Origin of the sequence: Gordonia sihwensis NBRC 108236 (assembly GCF_000333035.1) — a bacterium.
GTDB lineage: Bacteria > Actinomycetota > Actinomycetes > Mycobacteriales > Mycobacteriaceae > Gordonia > Gordonia sihwensis.
Window position 1 is genome coordinate 41172 of record NZ_BANU01000009.1, and the last position, 17369, is coordinate 58540.

The window sequence follows — 17369 nt, forward strand, 5'->3', positions numbered from 1 at the left end:
TACGAAAACTATTAACGAATAGAACGGGGCCGCCACACCGATGGCCGCCCCGTCACTGTGCGAGGGGGTCCCACATGGGCCGCGGCCGGGCAAAGGCAAAGCAGACGAAGGTTGCACGTCAGCTGAAGTACTCCGCTCCGAGTACCGACTTCGATAGTCTCCAGCGTGAACTCTCTGGTGGCAGGAAAGAGTCCCACGACTCGTGGTCGGACAGCGAGAGCTGGAACAGTGAAGAGGAGTGGCGACACGCCTGACGGCGCTGTCGCACGCACCCGCTCGTACGGGCGGTCAGCCCGGGCGCTCATGCCCAGACTGATGGCCTGACATTCGTAGAGCCCCGCGTCGTCCTGCGACGCGGGGTTTCTCGCGTCGCGCCGACCCGCGCGGTCGTCATGTCCGCGGGGTCGCCGAGAGCACCGCGTGAACCGCCGCGCGCACTCGCTCGTCCACGTCGCCCGGCGTTCCGGAATCGAACTTGCCGTCGAGATACAGGAACGCCAGGCCGTGCACGAGCGCCCACACTGCGACGGCCATCGGCTCGGGCTCGGCATCGGGGAAGACCCGCGCCACGATGGATTCGACGTACGCGTTGATGGTCTCGGCGGCCGAGGTCCGTTCCTCATCGGCCGGGTCGCACGGCTCGGCGAACATCACCCGGAACAGGCCCGGCCGCGACAGCGCGAACTGTACGTATGCGATCCCGACGTCGGCCAGATCGTCCGCGGATGCGGGCGCGGGATGAACTGCGGCCAGTTCGATCGCCAGGTCCCGGTATCCCACCGCGGCCACGGCGGACAGAAGGGCGCGCCGATCGGCGAAATGACGGTACGGTGCCGCGTTCGACACCCCGGCGCGCCGTGCCGCCGCGCGGAGCGAGAGGTCGCCTGCACCGCCCTCCTCCAGAATCTCCACCGCCGCCCGGACGAGCGCTGCGGGCAGGTCACCGTGGTGGTACGAGGTCGGCACAGTCAACAACCCTAACAATCGCCGCGGTCTCGGCTCGTCTGTGCCCGACCCGGCCACCGCAGCCCGTGGCACAGCCGCGAGCGTCACGGACTGTCGCAAAGTATCAAATACCGGTCGCCTCGCAGCCTTCAGTGCCGCCCCGGCCGCCACTAGCGTCGACTGACATGACGAACACCCGCCGAGCAGTTCCCCGCAAATGGATACGCCGCGAGATCGCGACCCTCGACCCAGTCGCCGACAGCGAACGGATCGTCCGACTGACGCTCGAGTCGCTGCTTCCGCCCGTCGGTGAACGGGTCTTCCTCGAATTGCTGTTCACCGTATCCCTCATGCGGGTGATGGGTGAGCTCGAAGGAGCCGCCGCCGTCGATCGCGACGGGAAAGGAAAGGTCTATCACCACGGCGACCGGCGCACCGACGACACCATCCGCTATCTCACCGGATGGATGTACGACGGTGCGGGGAGCCCGCAGGCCCGCAGCTCCGCCGCCGAGATCAAGCGCATCCACGACAGCTACGCGCGGCACTACTCGATGTCGAACGAGACCTTCATCCACACCATCGCCTACTTCACCGTGCAGATCGAATGCCTCACCGAGATCGTCGGCGCGCCCGGGTTCACCGACGTGGAGAAGGAAGCTCAGGTGCGGCATTGGCGGACGATCGGCGAGTATCTGGGCGTCCGAGACATGCCCGAGACATGGGACGGCATGATCCGGGCGATGCGGGCCTACGAGGCCGACCCAGCCTGGTTCGCTCCCTCCGAAGCCGGCCACCGGGTGAGCGAGACCCTCGTCGCACAGTTCGGCGAACGGGTCCTCCCGCGCGGGTTCCGTTGGCTCGCAATGCCTCTCATTCTTTCTCTGCACGACGACCACGTACTCGAGGTACTCGGCCTGCCGAAGCCGCGGCCCGTCGTGACGACGACGATGCGAGCCGTGGTCCGGGCGGCGTTCTTCGTGGTCCGCGAAGTGCTCCCCGATCGTCACACCGCGGTCCGGCCCGCAGGTTCCGCGGGCGAGCTCACGCGTTCCGCGCCCGGTAGCGGGTCGGCGTGACGCCGTACCACCGGGTGAAGGCGCGGGTGAAGGCCGCGGTCTCGGCGTATCCGAGCCCAGCCGCGATCTCCGCCACCGGACGGTCGGTGCCGGTCAACGCCTCGGCGGCGCGGATCCGTCTGGACTCCTCGAGCAACGCCCGGAACGTGGTGCCCTCGCGAGCGAGACGGCGCTGCAGGGTCCGGCGATCGACGTGCAGTTCGCCGGCCAGTCGGGTCAGCGACTGCACCGGCTCGTCACTGGCGTGCAGCCTCGCCCACACGAGCGATCGCGCACCGAGGCGGCGCTGCTCGAGCTGTTGCTCGCACTGGGCGATGCACCGGCGTGCGGTCTCGGCGTCCGCGTGGGGAAGGCCGCGGCTCATCCATTCGCGCGGCACGACGAGCGCCGTGCGTCCCGCGTCGCAGACGAGTTCCTCCGTCGGCAGCACCGAGGCGAGGAGAGCCCCACGCGCCCGATCGACCTCCGCCTCCACCCGCGGCAGGACGACGTCGCCGAGCACCATCGGCACCAGACCGGCGATGACCGTCAGATCACGCTCGAGGATGAAGGGCCGGACGTCGTCGTGCACGTCGCCGAACGAGCATTCGAGCCGGACGTCCGAGCCGCTCTCGTCGTAGGTCACCGACAGGTCGGAGTAGGTATTGGTCAGACTCGCGAACCTCGTCGCCACCTCCACCGCGTCCCCGAGCGTCTCGCTGGAGAGCATCGCGAACACGAAGATGCCGAGATTTCCCAGATTCACCATCCGCCCGGCCTCGATGCCGAGACCGGGCGGGTCGTTCAGCAGCGAGACGATGTTGGCGATCACTGCCAGTTCCTGCTCCGCCAGGACCACCGCCCCGTCGACACGCAGGTCACTCTCTCGCAGTCCGCTTCCCTGCAGACAGTCAGCCGGATCGAGCCCATGACCCTCACCGAGTTCCACCAGACTCGCGACGCCGCCCGACGTGCCGCGCCGCAGACTTCTCCACGCCGGAGCAGCCACAGCCCCACCCTCCTTGTTGACAGTGCTAACATCCATCGCTACCCTCGTATGTTAACACCGATAACCTTCATGGGAGCCCACCGATGACAGTCCGTTCATCTTCCCCTTCGACGTCCGAACCCGCAGTCTCCGGACTGCCCGCATCGCTGACGCCGCCCCGCATCGCGCACCTGACGAGCCGTATCGCGGCGGCTCCGACAGCCGCGCGCGTCGGTACGACGATCCCCTACACCGGCGCGCCCCTCGCCGACCTGCCGGTCTCCACGCCGTCCGATGTCGACGAGGCCTTCACCCGCGGCCGGCACGCCCAGGCATCGTGGGCCGCGACTCCCGTCAGCGAACGCAAGCGAATTCTCCTGCGCTTCCATGACCTCGTCCTCGACCGTCGGAACGAGGTCATGGACCTCATCCAAGCCGAGAGCGGCAAGACCAGGCGCGACGCCTTCCTCGAAGTCACCGACATCGCCATCGCCGCCCGGTACTACGCGCGAAGCGCGAGCCGACTGCTCGCACCCGCGCGTCGTCGTGGCGCGATCCCCCTGCTGACCCGGACCACCGAACTCCGCCATCCCAAGGGCGTGGTCACCATCATCTCGCCCTGGAACTACCCGCTCAGCATGGCCGCGGGAGACGCGATCCCGGCACTGCTCGCAGGCAACGCCGTCGTGCAGAAGCCGGACACCCAGACAGCGCTCACGGCGCTGTGGGCCCTCGATCTGATGCATCAGGCCGGCTTGCCCGACGACCTCTGGCAGATGGTGGTCGGACGCGGCAGCTCCATCGGCGACTCACTGATGCGCAACGCCGACTACATGATGTTCACCGGTTCCACCGCCGCAGGCCGGCACATCGCGCGAGAGGCCGGCGAGCGACTGATCGGAGCGTCGCTGGAACTCGGCGGGAAGAACGCGATGCTCGTGCTCGACGACGCCGACATCGCCCGTGCCGCCGACGGTGCCGTCAGCGCCTGCTTCCCATCCACGGGTCAGCTGTGCGTGTCGGTGGAACGCCTCTACGTCGCCGAAAGCGTCCGCGACGAATTCGTCGCCGCATTCGTCGAGCGCACCCGCGCACTGCAACTCAGCGGACGCTACGACTTCCGGAGCGACGTCGGCTGCCTCACCACGCAGTCGCAGCTCGAGACCGTCGCAACGCACGTCGAAGACGCGGTCGCGAAAGGCGCGACGGTCCTCGCCGGCGGCCGGGCCCGCCCGGATCTCGGACCGCTGTTCTACGAGCCGACTATTCTGACCGACGTCACCTCGGAGATGACGCTCTACGATCACGAGACCTTCGGTCCGGTCGTCTCGATCTACTCCTTCAGCGACGTCGAGGAGGCGATCGCGCGCGCGAACGCCACACCGTACGGACTCAACGCCAGCGTTTGGAGCCGCGATGCGGCCCGCGGCCATGCCGTCGCGTCACGCCTGCACGCCGGCACCGTGAACGTCAACGATGCCTTCGCCGCGGCATGGGGAAGCATCGACTCGCCGATGGGCGGCATGGGTGACTCCGGCGTAGGGCGCAGGCACGGATCCGAGGGCCTGCTCAAGTACACCGAAGCGCAAACCATCGCTCACCAGCGAGTTCTGGGTTTCACTCCCCCGCGTGGCATCTCTCACCGGGCGTGGGCGACGATGCTGACGGTCGCACTGAAGACCCTCAAGAGAATCGGCGTTCGTTGACCGGTTCACCCGCGCCGGCGGATGACCGCGACCTACCATCCCCCCGAGGAGGGCTCACATGACCGGAAGAATCGTTGTACTCGGCGCCACCGGCTATGCCGGCGGGCTGGCGGTGGAGGCGCTCGTCCGCCGCGGCGCCCGACCCGTGATCGCCGGCCTGCGGCCGCAGGCGCTGGCCGCCACCGCCGAACGCTTCGGCGGACTCGACACCCAGGTCGCCGACGTCACCGACTTCGACAGCGTGCGGGCTCTGGTGGAACCGGGTGACGTGCTCGTGACCACCGTCGGACCGTTCGAGCGGCTCGGATTCGCTGCCGCACGTGCGGCAGCCGAGCAGGGTGCCCACTACGTCGACTCCACTGGCGAAGTGGGATTCGTGCGCGCGATCCACGAACGTCACGACGCCGTGGCCCGCAAGACCGGCGCCGTCATGGTTCCGGCCTTCGGCAACGACTACGTACCGGGGGTCCTGGCCGGAGCCGTCGCCGCCCGGGAGGCCGGCGACTCCGCGCGGTCGCTCGACATCGGCTACTTCGTCGACGGCTCACTGCGCCGCGGGCGCGGTCTCAGTTCCGGCACCCGCGCCACGATGTCGGACGCCATCACGCTGCCGGTCACCGTCTGGAAGAACGGGCGGCTGGAGGACCAGCGGGCCGCGAGCCGGGTGCTGACCTTCGACGCCGGCGCTCGCCGCAAGGCGGCGATGCTCGCCACCGGCACCGAGGTGCTGTTCCTGCCTCCGGCGTTTCCGCACCTCGAATCCGTCGAGGTGTACAACGGCTGGTTCCCCGAGCTCAGCCGGGCCATGAGCCTGCTGTCCGCCGTCGTGAACACCGCGGTCCGCATCGAACCCGGCCGACGACTCGTCGCCGCCGTGACCGGCCGCTCCGGCGGAGCGCCCGGCGGTCCGGACGCCGCCGAGCGTTCCCGCAGCGGCGCGCACACCGTCGCGGTGGCGCGCGACCGCGGCGGCGCCGTGCTGGCCGAGGTCCACGCCACTGGCCCGAACGTCTACGACCTCACCGCTGAGCTGATGGCGTGGGCGGCCGACCGTCTCGCTTCGGGCCACGGCGAGCAGCCGGGCGTCGTCGGACCGGTCGAAGCATTCGGCCTCGAGACGATCCTCGCCGCGGGAGCCGAGATGGGGCTGACCGTCGGCGCAGACCCTCGGTCACGGCGACCGGTGTGAGTGGACCCGCCGGAGTGTCGACCGGCCTCACAGCCGGATCGGCACCCCGGTCTCGCGTTCCGAGATCTCCCACAGTGCGCGGATCCCGGCGTCGACGCCGAACGGGAAGAGCGGTTTGCGCACGGGCGGACCGAAGGAGACGAAGGCCGGACCGTAGAGGGTTCCGCCGCGCGCCGTCGGATCGGTGGCGGCCCGCAACTGACTGAGCGCACCGCGGTCGGTCGTCATCCCGACCAGGTCGGCTCCCACATCACCGAGCCACCCAGCGATTCCCCCGCCTCCCGAGGCATGGGTGGTGGACTGCAGTTCGGAGTCGGTGAGACCCGGATGCGCCGACAGCGCGATTGCCCGGTCGCCGGAGGCGCGCAGCCTGCGGTCGAGGCCGATCGCGAAGTGCAGATTCGCAAGCTTGGAGTTGCCGTACGCCTTCCACGGACGGTAGCGGCGGTGCAGATGCGGATCGGCCGGGTCCAGGTTGCCGCCCTGGTGCTGGGCGATGCTGGTGAGCGTCACGACCCGCCCGGCCGGAGCCTGGCGCACCGCGGGGAGCAGAAGCGCGGTCCACGTCCAGTGTCCGAGATGATTCGTGCCCAGCTGGGTCTCGAAACCGTCGGCCGTCCGGCCTTCCGGTGTCGCCATCACTCCGGCGTTGTTGATCAACAGATCGATGCGGTCGTGACCGGCCAGGACCGTCTCGGCGGCTTGCTTCACCGACGCCTGCGACGCGAGGTCGAGGGGAACGATCTCCACCGACGCACCGGGTGCGGCTCGCCGGATCGTCTCCTCGGCGTCGCGCGCCTTGCTCTGGTTGCGGGCTGCCATCACGATATGGGCGCCCTTCCCGGCCAGCGCTCGAGCGGTGGCCAGCCCGAGTCCGCCGTTGGCCCCGGTGATCACCGCGACCCGACCGGACTGAGACGGGATGTCCGCGGTCGACCAGCTCACGATCGCACCCCGTCGACCGGTGCGCCGTCGGTGTCCAGAACGGCGAAGGTCATCCCGGCATCGGTCAGGCGCCGCACCAAGTTGTCGCCCATCGCCGCGGCCGTGGTGACCTGGCCGCTCACCTTCGGATTGTCGTCGAAGGCCAGGCACATGGCCGATTCGGCCAGCATCTTCGCGGTCTCACCGTAGCCGGGGTCGCCGCCCCGCACCTGCGTGTGAACCGTCCGGCCACCGCCTTCACCGATGAAGTCGACGGAGAACCAGGAGCGTGCGCGGCGAGCCGGCGACGGTCCGCTGCCCTGGGGAAGGCAGGCGCCGATGAGGCGGCGCAGCGGCGGGATCTGCGCGGCGACGGCGACTGTCGCGACGCCGAGGGCCGCGGCCGCGAGCATCACCAGCCTGCGGAAACCCGCGTAGTGGGAGTACGTGAAGTCGGGCCCGTATTCATCGCGCGCACCGGCCGAACGCTTGACGATCTGGGGATCGATCGTCGGGAGTGGCAGGAGCCAGAGGCCGAGCACGCCGTCCCTGCGGGGAGCGCCGGCCCGCACCCGTGCGCGGCGCCCGACCGTCGGCGGTTCTAGCCTGGCACGGTCGGCCGCGGCCCGACGGATCTGCCGCGGCCGCGCGATCTGACCGAGTCCGGAGTGCAGCGTCCCGCCGGAGATCATCGCATTGCTGCGGACCACACCGCGGACGGCCGCGGGCGCGGAGTCGGGCAGTTGCTTGGCCGTGAAGAATGCACCGAGATCGTGCGGGATGGAGTCGAATCCGCAGGCGTGCACCAGACGGGCACCGGTCCGGACCGCCGTGGCGTGATGAGCGATGTACATCCGATCGAGGAATTCGGATTCACCGGCGAGGTCGACGTAGTCGGTACCGGCGGCCGCGCACGCTGCGACGAGCGGCGCACCGTGCTGGAGGTAGGGGCCGACGGTGGTGATGACGACCCGAGCCGATTCGGCCACCGCGCGCAACGATTCGGGGTCGGTGGTGTCGGCGATGAGCAGTTCGAGCTCGGCGGCCGCGGGAGCGATCGCCGCCAAGCGGGTTCGGACGGCATCGAGTCTGTCCCGGTTCCGGCCGGCGAGCGCCCACCGCGCCCCGTCCGGCAGATGCTCCGCGAGGTACTCCGCGGTGAGTTCACCGGTGAATCCGGTGGCGCCGAAGAGCACCAGGTCGAATCGGCGGTTCTGGGGAAGGTCGGGCATCGTCGATCTCCATCTGTTGACGGTCGAGTGCGTGCGGATCCCGTCAGCGCAGCACCGCCTGCGATCGACACCGACGGCACGGGGGAACACCAGAAGATGTTTACACTGACAACGCGAGACTAACCCGCTAGGTTAACGGCGTCAACATATGAAGTGCCGTTCCTCACAACCATCCGCCGGACCGGCGCCGGGTTCAGAACCTCGGGTGATCGCCGACCAGAGCCACCGAGCCGCGAGCCCCGGGTTCGCCGCGCTTGACGGTGCCGAGCACCCAGTTGTCCACATGACGTGCGGTGAGGATCGCCTGCGCACGGTCGGTGTCCTCGGGAGCGACGATGGCGACCATGCCGACGCCCATGTTGAAGGTGCGTTCCATCTCGGCCCGCTCCACTCGGCCGCGCTGGGCGATCAACGAGAAGATCGGGGCCGGGCTCCACGTGTTGCGCTCCAGCTCAGCGGACAGGCCCGCCGGAAGCACGCGTGCCAGATTGTCGGCGAGGCCGCCGCCGGTGACGTGCGCGAACGTGCGGACGTCGCTCTCGGCAGCCAGTGCCAGGCAGTCCTTGGCGTAGATGCGGGTCGGCTCGAGCAATTCGTCACCGAGACTCCGACCGAACTCCTCGACGTGACCGGCCAGATCCATGTGCCCCCAGTCGAGCAGCACCTTCCGCGCCAGCGAATAGCCGTTCGAGTGCAGGCCGGACGAACCCATCGCGATCACCACGTCACCCGCGCGGACACGATCCGGCCCCAGGATGGAATCGGCCTCGACCACACCGACGCCGGTGGCGGAGATGTCGTAGTGACCGTCCTCCATCACACCCGGGTGCTCCGCGGTCTCGCCGCCGAGCAGCGCACATCCGGCGTCGACGCAGCCGTCGGCGATGCCCTTGACGATGTCGGCGACCATCTCGGGGATCACCTTGCCGACGGCGATGTAGTCCTGCAGGAACAGCGGTTCGGCGCCGCAGACCACGAGGTCGTCGACGACCATCGCGACCAGATCGCGCCCGACGGTGTCGTGCTTGTCCATGGCCTGTGCGATGACCAGCTTGGTCCCCACGCCGTCGCTCGAGGCCGCGAGAACGGGCTCGCGGTAGTCGCCCTTCAGGGAGAACAGGCCGGCGAAGCCGCCCAGCCCGCCGAGGACCTCGGGACGGGTCGCGCGCTTCGCGTGAGGTGCGAAGAGTTCGACGGCGCGTTCGCCGGCATCGATGTCCACGCCCGCTGCCGCATAAGATGCGCCGGCCGTCGGCTTGTCGACAGACCCGTCGGTCATATTCTTGATTCTCCTGAAATTCTGCAGCTGACAGTCAGCCGTTCGGGCGGTGGGACGCACTCACGGTACCTGAGTGCAGAGGGGATCCGGGAGCGCTGCGAGGCGCCGAAGGTCAGGGCCGCATCACTGCGCTGACGTTGTCATTCGACGCCGTCAGCGGATCGGCGCCGTTCATCGAGCCCTTGAGCATGCTCTCCAGCACGGCCTTGCCCATCGTCGTCTCCTGCGGCAGCGCGATCGGGTAGCGGCCGTCGAAACACGCGGCGCAGAGCTGGGCACGCGGCTGTTCCGTGGCGTTGATCATCTCGTCGATGCTGATGTACCCGAGCGAGTCGGCGTCGATGGCCTGGCGGACGCTCTCGACCATCGCTTCCTTGGAGTCCGAGCCGTTGGCGATCAGTTCCGCGGGCGAGGCGAAGTCGATCCCGTAGAAGCACGGCCATTTGACCGGCGCAGAGGCGATGCGCACGTGGACTTCGGCGGCGCCGGCCTCGCGCAGCATCCGGATGAGCGCGCGCTGGGTGTTGCCGCGCACGATCGAATCGTCGACCACGACGAGCCGCTTACCCCGGATCACTTCGCGCAACGGGTTCAGCTTCAGGCGGATGCCCAGCTGGCGGATGGTCTGCGAGGGCTGGATGAAGGTGCGTCCCACGTAGGCGTTCTTCATCAGGCCCTGCCCGTAGGGGATGCCCGACTCCTGCGCGTAACCGACGGCCGCGGGCGTACCCGACTCGGGGACCGGGATTACCAGGTCGCCCTCGGCCGGACGTTCCCGGGCCAGCCGGCGTCCGATCTCCACTCGCGTCGAATGCACCGAACGTCCGTGGATGACGCTGTCGGGCCGGGCCAGGTAGACGTACTCGAAAACGCATCCGGCAGGGGTCGGCTCTGCGAAGCGCCGGCTGCGGACGCCGTCGGCGTCGATGGCCAGGAGTTCGCCCGGCTCGATGTCGCGGACGAAGGAAGCTCCCACGATGTCCAGCGCCGCGGTTTCGGAGGCGACGACCCACCCGCGGTCGAGGCGGCCGAGCGAGAGCGGCCGCACCCCGTGCGGGTCGCGTGCCGCGTACAGCGTGTTCTCGTCCTGGAAGGTGAGGCAGAACGCGCCCTTGACAGTCGGCAGCAGTTCCATCGCCGACTGCTCGAGCGTCTTGTCGGTCGCGCCGTGCGCGAGCAATGCGCCGAGGATGTCGGAGTCGGAGGTGGCCGTGCCGTGCGGCCCGCTGCCGTAGATGCCGAACTCCCGTGCCCGTTCGGCGAGTTCGGCCGTGTTCACGAGGTTGCCGTTGTGACCGAGCGCCACGGCACTGCCGGCCGCGGTGTTGCGGAAGATCGGCTGGGAGTTCTCCCACGTCGTCGATCCGGTGGTCGAGTACCGACAGTGACCGACGGCGACGTGACCGACCATCGAGGCAAGGGTCTGCTCGTCGAAGACCTGACTCACCAGCCCGAGGTCTTTGAAGACCAGTACCTGCGAGCCGTCTCCGACGGAGATGCCGGCTGCTTCCTGACCGCGGTGCTGAAGAGCGTAGAGGCCGTAGTACGTCAGCTTCGCGACGTCTTCCCCGGGTGCCCAGACACCGAAGACACCGCATTCCTCGCGGGGCTCGTTCTCGGGCTGATCCGCATCGGGGCTCGGGTGCGACGGTCCGCCACATCCGGTCTGATTCAGCAGGTTCGGAGAGTGAATCGACATCTCGGTCACGTAATACGCTCCGGTTTCGTGGGCTGGGCGGGCGTTACCGTTACCACAGTCTACGGCTTCGCTCGGGACAACTCGAAATCCAGCGCGGCGCGCGCTGCAGCGCCGCGCTGGGAGCCGCTAGTTCAGCGGGACCACCGGCAGTCTGCTCGCGACGTCGCCGGCGCGGTGTCCGGAGACGCTGATCCGGTGCGCGGCGAGCGCGTCGTCGAAGTCGAGGAGTCCGGTGGCCAGCAGCAGCCATTCGCGCGGCGACGACTCGACCACGTTCGGCGGGGTGCCGCGGGTGTGCCGCACCCCTTCGATGCACTGGACCGCGACGAACGGAGGAACGCGCAGTTCCACCGAGTTGCCGGGAGCCTCCTGCGCGACGGTCCTCGCAGTGAGCCGCACGGCCGCGGCCAGCGCCGACCGCCCCGGCGCGGGCGCGGTCTCGTCGCGCAGCCAGTCCGCGACGGCGAGGACGGCCGCGCGTGTCTGCGCCGGATCAGCTCTGTCTCGTGGTGCCACGGCATCACCAACGCCGACGAGCCGGCGACCATTCCCCGGACCGCCCGCCCGCGGCCCCCGTCACACGGTGAACGGCGCCGTCACGCGGTGAAGGGTGCCACCGTTCCGCGCTCCACGATCTGCTCCACCACCTCGTCGTCGGTCCGCTCCTGACCGATCCGCAGGGTCTTGTTGGCGCCGTGGTAGTCGCTCGAGCCCGTCGCCAGCAGTCCCAGGTTCGACGCGATGTCGGCCAGTTCGGCGCGCGCCGCATCGTCGTGGTCGGGATGGCGGACCTCGAGGCCGGCGAGTCCGACCGCGACCAGCGACTCGATCACGTCGGCGGTCAACACCGTCGCCGCGGCCCGGGCACGCGGATGAGCGATCACCGGGACACCGCCCGCCGCGGCGATCATCTCGACTCCCTCCACCAGGGAGGTCGACCGCAGCGCGGTGTAGTGCGGACTGCCGTCGTGCAGGAGTTCATCGAAGGCCTCCCCGACCGACGCGACGACTCCCGCCTCCATCAACGCCCTCGCGATGTGCGGGCGGCTGATACTGCCGACTCCGGCGATCTCCCGCACGCGCGCCAGCGTGATGGGGTAACCGGCGGTCACGAGGTTCTCCACGATCCGCGCACCGCGGCCCGCGCGCTCGTCCTTCATCCGCTGCCACTCGCCGGCGACCCCCGCGTCGTCGCGATCGAAGAGGTAGCCGAGCAGATGCACCGACACCAGGCTCCCGTCCTCGCGCGGATGCTTGGTCGAGAACTCCGCGCCCGGCAGCACGCGCATCCCCGACCGAACCCGGGCCGCGATCTCGTCCCAGCCGGCCGCCGTGTCGTGGTCGGTCAGTGCGATCGTCCGCAGGCCCGCCTCCCGTGCGGCCGCGAGCAGTTCCTCCGGAGTGTCGGTGCCGTCGGAGAACGCGGTGTGGGTGTGCAGGTCGGCGGTCATCTCGGGTGCCATGCGAACACTGTAGTCAGCGGTCGAATGGCCCGAACCCTCGCGCACCGGGGCCGTCTCCGGCACGATTGCCGCATGGGCGCCGAAGTGAGCCATCAGAAGTTCAGTGGAGCCGATCGCGTGCGCTTCCGGTCGCAGGTGTCCCGGGGGACCGAGGCCATCGCGCGGATGCTGACCGACGGATTGTTCACCGATCACGGCCGGCCACCCGAGCCGCTGCTCGGCATGGAGGTGGAGCTCAATCTGATCGACGAGAACGCCGAGCCCGCGATGGCGAACGCCGAGGTGCTCGATGCGATCGCCGATCCGGATTATCAGACCGAACTCGGCCAGTTCAACATCGAGATCAACGTCTCGCCCCGGCCCTTCGTCGGCGCCGACACGGTGGGGCTGGAGCAGGGGCTGCGCGCATCGCTGAACCGCGCGGAGGCACGCGCGGCCTCGACCGGCAATCATCTCCTGATGGTCGGCATGCTGCCGACTCTCGGCCGCGAGCACTTCGCGCACCAGTGGATCTCCACCAACCCGCGCTACAGCCTGCTGAACGAGCAGATCTTCGCCGCACGCGGAGAGGATCTGGAGCTCGACATCACCGGCGTCCCGATGGTGATCGGCGGACCCGCCGAACGCCTGGCCACCACCAGCGACTCGATCCTCCCCGAGGCCGCGTGCACTTCTCTGCAACTGCACCTGCGGGTGGCGCCCGAGGACTTCGCCACCCATTGGAACGCCGCGCAGGCGATCGCGGGCGTGCAGGTGGCGATCGCGGGCAACGCACCGTTCCTCGACGGGAAGGCGCTCTGGCACGAGACGCGCATCCCGGTCTTCGAGCAGGCGACCGACACCCGGCCCCTCGAACTCAGGAACCAGGGGGTCCGGCCGCGGGTGTGGTTCGGAGAACGCTGGATCAACACCATCTTCGACCTGTTCGCCGAGAACACGAGATACTTCCCCGCTCTGCTCCCGGTGTCCACCGACGTCGATCCGCTAGCCGAACTCGACGCCGGCCGCATTCCGGAACTCGAGGAGCTCCGCCTGCACAACGGCACCGTGTACCGCTGGAACCGGCCGGTCTACGACGTCATCGACGGCCGCGCGCACCTACGCGTCGAGAACCGGGTGCTGCCGGCCGGTCCGACCGTCGTCGACGTGATGGCCAACGCCGCGTTCTACTACGGTCTGGTGCGCGGACTCGTCGAGAGCGAACTGCCGGTGTGGTCACAGATGTCCTTCGACGCCGCCAGGGAGAACCTCGCGGCCGGAGCGCGTTGGGGATTCGGCGCACAGCTGTACTGGCCGAACATCGGATGGGTACGACCCGACGAACTGGTCCTGCGTCGTCTGTTGCCGATCGCGGAACGCGGACTCATCGCCTACGGGGTCTCCGATCGGGCCAGGCGACGCTATCTGGGAGTGATCGAGGGGCGCGCCGCCACACGTCAGTCCGGATCGGTCTGGCAACGAGCGGCGGTCCGGGCCCGCGAGGACGCCGGCGAGTCGCGCTCGGCCGCTCTGCGCGGAATGGTCCGCGACTACGCGACGCTGATGCACGAGGGCGAGCCGGTGCACAACTGGCCGGTGTGACGCCCGCTCAGCCCCGGCTCACCAGCCCTCGTCCGGTCACCAGCGGCATGTCGAGCGCCGTGACGAGCCCCGGCTCGGCGGCCACCACGGCGGGTACCGAGTTCACCAACCGCATGGCGGTCACGATCATGCCGGAGACGTTGTGGTCGCCGTGGCGCGCGTGATGCGCGACTTCCACCCTCATCTCCGGCTCGCCGCTCACCACGATGCGGTAGCAGCCGTCGCCGTCGGCCGGACGCGGCCAGTCCGGACACTGTTCGGGATGCGTGCGCGTGTAGTGCTCGAGGACGACTCGGTCGACGCCGTCCACCTGACCGATCACCTCGAAGTGCAGGGCGGCCATCGTGCCCGCCGGAATCGGCACCGACACCGTCTCGTAGTCTCGGTCGGCGGCGATCCGCTCATGGCGTTCGACGAGCGGCTCGTCGAGCGTCAGTCCCAGGCCCGCGGCGATCTGCCGGACCACGCTGCCCCAGCCGAGGGACAGCACTCCGGGCGTCAACAGCATCGGCTGATCGTCCATCGGCTTGCCGAAGCCGAACAACTCCCCCATCACCACCGGCTGCCGGTACGTGGAGTAGTCGGCGATCTCCAGGCATCGGACTTCGTCGATCTCCTGCGACAGACTGGTGAGTGACAGCGGCAGGACGTCGTTCGCGAATCCGGGATCGATGCCGTTGACGTGCAGGCTCGCGCCGCCGGTCCGGGCGGCGTCGACCACCGACTGCACCATCGCATCGGGCAGGACACCGTACGGGTACTGCAGGATCACCGGCCCGGAGGAGACGACGTTGATTCCGGCGGCCACGAAGGCGGTGAGGTCGGCGATCGCCTCGGCCACCCGATCGTCGGTCATCGCCGTATGGACGATCGCATCGGGACGCAGCGCCAGCAGCGCGTCACGATCCGAGGTCGCGACGACTCCGAGGTCGCGGTCGAGACCGGCCAGCCGCCCGGCGTCCACTCCGACCTTGGCCGGGTCCGACACCCACACACCTACCAGTTCCAGGTCCGGATGCGCGTCGATGCCGGCGATCGCGTGCCTGCCCACGGTTCCGGTCGACCATTCCACGACTCGCAATGCCATGCGCGCCAGGATAGGCGGCGGCCCGGCCGCGCGGACCCCGTTCAGGAAGACGCGGTGGGCAGCCAGTTCCCGTGGAAGCCCGCGGGCACGCGTTGCGGCAGGTCCACGTACGCGATGTCCTCGAGTGTCTGCGCGTCGAGGACGGCGAGCCGTGTCGATTCGTTCGCCATGTCGGTCACCAGTCCGATGACGGCACCGTCGCCCTGTGCGGCGTCGGAACTCCGGGGCACGAAGGTGAATTCGCCGGCGAACACGCCGTCGCCGAACCTGCGCACGACGGGCTCGCCGAGCCTGCCGCCCATCCGGGCCAACAGCGAACCGAAGAGCCCGCCGCCCTCGTCTCCGACGACCCACCCGCAGTCGTGGGCCCGGCCCACGAAGCGGTCGTCCACTCGGGGGAACTCGACGGCGGCGTCCCACAGCTGCTCCCGACGGCAGGTCCGGCGCAGCGGGTCGAGGGTCCACCGCTCCATGCGGTGCCCGCCGTCGATGGGCCCGGTGCGGTCCCGATCGAAGGTGCGGTCGTGCACCGCGAGGTCGATCACCACGGCACCGTTCTCCTCGTGCGCGTTCATGGGGTGATACACGAAGCACGGGTCGACGTCGATCCAGACGACGTCGGCGTCGCCGCCCTCGCGCGGCATCAGCCCTACCCGAGGTCGGTAGTCGGGGTCCCAGCTGTACGGCAGAGACCCTGCCCGATTCCGCGGCAGACGCTCCGACAGCAGGTGGGGCATCGGCACTCGCCCCACGACTGCCGACATCGCGAGTTCGGCGATCGGCCGGAGCCTGCGCGGAACGGCGGACGAGGCCGCCGTCTCCACGTCGAAGGTGACCGGAAGGTCGTAGATCACCACCGTCGACTCGGTCAACGAGAACGCGTGCATCATCGGGCTGCCGCCGACGGTGATGTCGACGCGGCGGCGTTCGCGACCGTCGACCCCGATCACCGAGTATCGGACCTTGTTCCCGAGCCCGAAGTGATAGCTGACCGAATGCAGCTCTCCGGTCGCCGGATCTTCGAGCGGGTGCGCGGTGTAGCCGCTGCGGACCGTGCCGTCGAAGTCCCAGACACCGAGAGTGTCGAGTTCTTCGGACAGTTCCGCGCACGGCAGCCCCGCCTCCACGAGCGCCAGGGTGTGCCCCTGAAACCCGATCACGTTGGTGTTCGCGCCGAGGCCGTGCAGAAAGGCCCGGCCGGCCGAGTCGGGTGCGGGCCTGTTCAGTCTGCGTTCGGTGGCGGGCGAATCGACCCAGCGGTTCCGGTACCAGAGAGCGTCGCCGCCGCTGAGCCGGACGCCGTGCACCATTCCGTCACCGGTGAACCAGTTGTACGTGTCGGGGTCGACGTCCGCGATCGGGTTGGGACCGTTGCGCAGGTACCGGCCGTCGAGCCAGTCCGGCAGCGTTCCCGTCACTGGGAGCGCGTGCTCGGTCAACTCGGCGCGCACCGGTGCGTACTCGCCGTCGAGAAATCGGTTCGTGGTCATTCCCGTCACCTCCAGGTTGCCTATAACATTGTTATACGGCGATAATAACGCTGTTATGAGCAATAGTGAAGAGGCACGTCCCGATCCCGTGCGCGAGACTCTTTCCGCGGCCGCCTACCGACTGGTGACAGAGCAGGGTGTCGAGGCCTTGACCGTGCGCAGACTCGCCCAGGAGGCAGGCACCTCGACGATGGCCGTGTACTCGCGGTTCGGCAGCATCGGGGCCGTCGCCGCCGAGGTCTGCGAGCGCGGATTCGCGGAGTTCGGCGATGCGCTCTCGGCCGCCGGCCGCACCGACGAACCGCTGACCGACCTGATGTGCCAAGGTCTGGCCTATTTGCAGTTCGCCACGGACCATCCGCTGCTCTACACCCTGATGTTCCAGTACTCCTCGCCCGAGTGGGCGGCCTCGCAACGGAAGGCGCTGCTGCAGCACGGGAATCCGACCGACTCCCCGATGGGGCGCGCGGCATTCGGGGTGATGGCCGAGACGATCCGGCGGGTCGCGACCCCGGAGACCGACGACGCCGCGCTTCTCATCCGATCCGGCGTCGCCTGGAGCACCGTGCACGGCCTCGCGATGTTGTCGATCGCCGGGCACCTGACCGGCGCGCACGATCTCGTCGCCCGAGGCGCGCTGATCTCGCTCGCCGTTGGTGGCGGGACGCCGCGGGAAGAGGCCGAGCGGGCGTTGGACGCCGCGATGGCGCGGATGGCCGGCGGCTGAC

16 protein-coding genes are annotated in these 17369 nt (G+C 69.1%); 6 read left to right on the plus strand and 10 right to left on the minus strand.

Features of this window, described 5'->3' with window-relative positions:
• The first annotated feature begins 74 nt into the window (after positions 1-74).
• Positions 75-254 carry a DUF3073 domain-containing protein gene (locus GSI01S_RS19765; RefSeq protein ID WP_006895729.1) on the plus strand — a complete coding sequence of 60 codons (180 nt, stop codon included), beginning with the start codon at positions 75-77 and terminating at the stop codon, positions 252-254.
• A 136-nt stretch (positions 255-390) separates the two neighbouring features.
• Here the strand turns inward: GSI01S_RS19765 and GSI01S_RS06740 are convergent, their stop codons facing one another.
• Positions 391-966, minus strand: a complete 576-nt coding sequence (locus GSI01S_RS06740) for a TetR/AcrR family transcriptional regulator (protein WP_006895730.1) — start codon at positions 964-966, stop codon at positions 391-393.
• A gap of 164 nt (positions 967-1130) precedes the next feature.
• Here GSI01S_RS06740 and GSI01S_RS06745 point away from each other — a divergent pair, with 164 nt between their 5' ends.
• Positions 1131-2024, plus strand: coding sequence for an oxygenase MpaB family protein (locus tag GSI01S_RS06745; RefSeq protein ID WP_006895731.1), 894 nt, complete (start codon positions 1131-1133; stop codon positions 2022-2024).
• Here the strand turns inward: GSI01S_RS06745 and GSI01S_RS06750 are convergent.
• The gene (locus tag GSI01S_RS06750; RefSeq protein ID WP_006895732.1) at positions 1990-3012 is read right to left on the minus strand and encodes an AraC family transcriptional regulator; all 1023 of its coding nucleotides are present in this window, start codon (positions 3010-3012) and stop codon (positions 1990-1992) included. The genes GSI01S_RS06745 and GSI01S_RS06750 overlap by 35 nt on opposite strands.
• A gap of 83 nt (positions 3013-3095) precedes the next feature.
• Between GSI01S_RS06750 and GSI01S_RS06755 the strand changes: the two genes are divergently transcribed.
• Together GSI01S_RS06755 and GSI01S_RS06760 are read left to right on the plus strand one after the other, a co-directional pair.
• Positions 3096-4697, plus strand: a complete 1602-nt coding sequence (locus tag GSI01S_RS06755) for a succinic semialdehyde dehydrogenase (RefSeq protein WP_006895733.1) — start codon at positions 3096-3098, stop codon at positions 4695-4697.
• Positions 4698-4755: 58 nt separating this feature from the next.
• Positions 4756-5886: a saccharopine dehydrogenase family protein gene (locus GSI01S_RS06760; protein ID WP_006895734.1), complete on the plus strand. Its 1131-nt coding sequence runs from the start codon at positions 4756-4758 to the stop codon at positions 5884-5886.
• 27 nt (positions 5887-5913) lie between these two features.
• Here GSI01S_RS06760 and GSI01S_RS06765 read toward each other — a convergent pair whose 3' ends face one another.
• From GSI01S_RS06765 to GSI01S_RS06790, 6 genes are all read right to left on the minus strand, one after another.
• Positions 5914-6831, minus strand: coding sequence for an oxidoreductase (locus GSI01S_RS06765; RefSeq protein ID WP_006895735.1), 918 nt, complete (start codon positions 6829-6831; stop codon positions 5914-5916).
• Complete coding sequence (locus GSI01S_RS06770) at positions 6828-8042, minus strand: saccharopine dehydrogenase family protein (RefSeq protein WP_006895736.1); 1215 nt, start codon at positions 8040-8042, stop codon at positions 6828-6830. Before GSI01S_RS06770 ends, GSI01S_RS06765 begins: the two co-directional genes overlap by 4 nt.
• Positions 8043-8235: 193 nt before the next feature.
• On the minus strand, positions 8236-9321 hold the full coding sequence (gene purM / locus GSI01S_RS06775; protein WP_006895737.1) for a phosphoribosylformylglycinamidine cyclo-ligase: 1086 nt from the start codon (positions 9319-9321) through the stop codon (positions 8236-8238).
• A 112-nt stretch (positions 9322-9433) separates the two neighbouring features.
• A complete protein-coding gene (gene purF, locus GSI01S_RS06780) occupies positions 9434-11020 on the minus strand; it encodes an amidophosphoribosyltransferase (protein ID WP_375003669.1) in 1587 nt (528 codons plus the stop codon).
• Positions 11021-11146: 126 nt separating this feature from the next.
• Positions 11147-11536: a sterol carrier family protein gene (locus GSI01S_RS06785; RefSeq protein WP_006895739.1), complete on the minus strand. Its 390-nt coding sequence runs from the start codon at positions 11534-11536 to the stop codon at positions 11147-11149.
• Positions 11537-11616: 80 nt separating this feature from the next.
• The gene (locus GSI01S_RS06790; protein ID WP_101841659.1) at positions 11617-12483 is read right to left on the minus strand and encodes a PHP domain-containing protein; all 867 of its coding nucleotides are present in this window, start codon (positions 12481-12483) and stop codon (positions 11617-11619) included.
• A gap of 72 nt (positions 12484-12555) precedes the next feature.
• On the opposite strand from GSI01S_RS06790, the gene GSI01S_RS06795 reads away from it, so the two are divergent.
• The gene (locus GSI01S_RS06795; RefSeq protein WP_006895741.1) at positions 12556-14064 is read left to right on the plus strand and encodes a glutamate-cysteine ligase family protein; all 1509 of its coding nucleotides are present in this window, start codon (positions 12556-12558) and stop codon (positions 14062-14064) included.
• A gap of 7 nt (positions 14065-14071) precedes the next feature.
• On the opposite strand, the gene GSI01S_RS06800 is transcribed toward GSI01S_RS06795, so the two are convergent.
• Together GSI01S_RS06800 and GSI01S_RS06805 are read right to left on the minus strand one after the other, a co-directional pair.
• Positions 14072-15151, minus strand: a complete 1080-nt coding sequence (locus GSI01S_RS06800) for an NAD(P)H-dependent amine dehydrogenase family protein (protein ID WP_039867120.1) — start codon at positions 15149-15151, stop codon at positions 14072-14074.
• Positions 15152-15192: 41 nt separating this feature from the next.
• Complete coding sequence (locus GSI01S_RS06805; protein ID WP_006895743.1) at positions 15193-16641, minus strand: carotenoid oxygenase family protein; 1449 nt, start codon at positions 16639-16641, stop codon at positions 15193-15195.
• Between the two features lie 55 nt (positions 16642-16696).
• Between GSI01S_RS06805 and GSI01S_RS19475 the strand changes: the two genes are divergently transcribed.
• Positions 16697-17368, plus strand: coding sequence for a TetR/AcrR family transcriptional regulator (locus tag GSI01S_RS19475; RefSeq protein WP_006895744.1), 672 nt, complete (start codon positions 16697-16699; stop codon positions 17366-17368).
• Position 17369: the final 1 nt, after the last annotated feature.

What these genes read in the sequence shown, in the direction of transcription:
- GSI01S_RS19765 (WP_006895729.1), top strand. Translation starts at nt 75, where the DNA reads ATGGGCCGCGGCCGGGCAAAGGCAAAGCAGACGAAGGTTGCACGTCAG.
- GSI01S_RS06745 (WP_006895731.1), top strand. Translation starts at nt 1,131, where the DNA reads ATGACGAACACCCGCCGAGCAGTTCCCCGCAAATGGATACGCCGCGAG.
- GSI01S_RS06755 (WP_006895733.1), top strand. Translation starts at nt 3,096, where the DNA reads ATGACAGTCCGTTCATCTTCCCCTTCGACGTCCGAACCCGCAGTCTCC.
- GSI01S_RS06760 (WP_006895734.1), top strand. Translation starts at nt 4,756, where the DNA reads ATGACCGGAAGAATCGTTGTACTCGGCGCCACCGGCTATGCCGGCGGG.
- GSI01S_RS06770 (WP_006895736.1), bottom strand. Translation starts at nt 8,042, where the DNA reads ATGCCCGACCTTCCCCAGAACCGCCGATTCGACCTGGTGCTCTTCGGC.
- purM (WP_006895737.1), bottom strand. Translation starts at nt 9,321, where the DNA reads ATGACCGACGGGTCTGTCGACAAGCCGACGGCCGGCGCATCTTATGCG.
- purF (WP_375003669.1), bottom strand. Translation starts at nt 11,020, where the DNA reads ATGTCGATTCACTCTCCGAACCTGCTGAATCAGACCGGATGTGGCGGA.
- GSI01S_RS06790 (WP_101841659.1), bottom strand. Translation starts at nt 12,483, where the DNA reads ATGGCACCCGAGATGACCGCCGACCTGCACACCCACACCGCGTTCTCC.
- GSI01S_RS06795 (WP_006895741.1), top strand. Translation starts at nt 12,556, where the DNA reads ATGGGCGCCGAAGTGAGCCATCAGAAGTTCAGTGGAGCCGATCGCGTG.
- GSI01S_RS06800 (WP_039867120.1), bottom strand. Translation starts at nt 15,151, where the DNA reads ATGGCATTGCGAGTCGTGGAATGGTCGACCGGAACCGTGGGCAGGCAC.
- GSI01S_RS06805 (WP_006895743.1), bottom strand. Translation starts at nt 16,641, where the DNA reads ATGACCACGAACCGATTTCTCGACGGCGAGTACGCACCGGTGCGCGCC.
- GSI01S_RS19475 (WP_006895744.1), top strand. Translation starts at nt 16,697, where the DNA reads ATGAGCAATAGTGAAGAGGCACGTCCCGATCCCGTGCGCGAGACTCTT.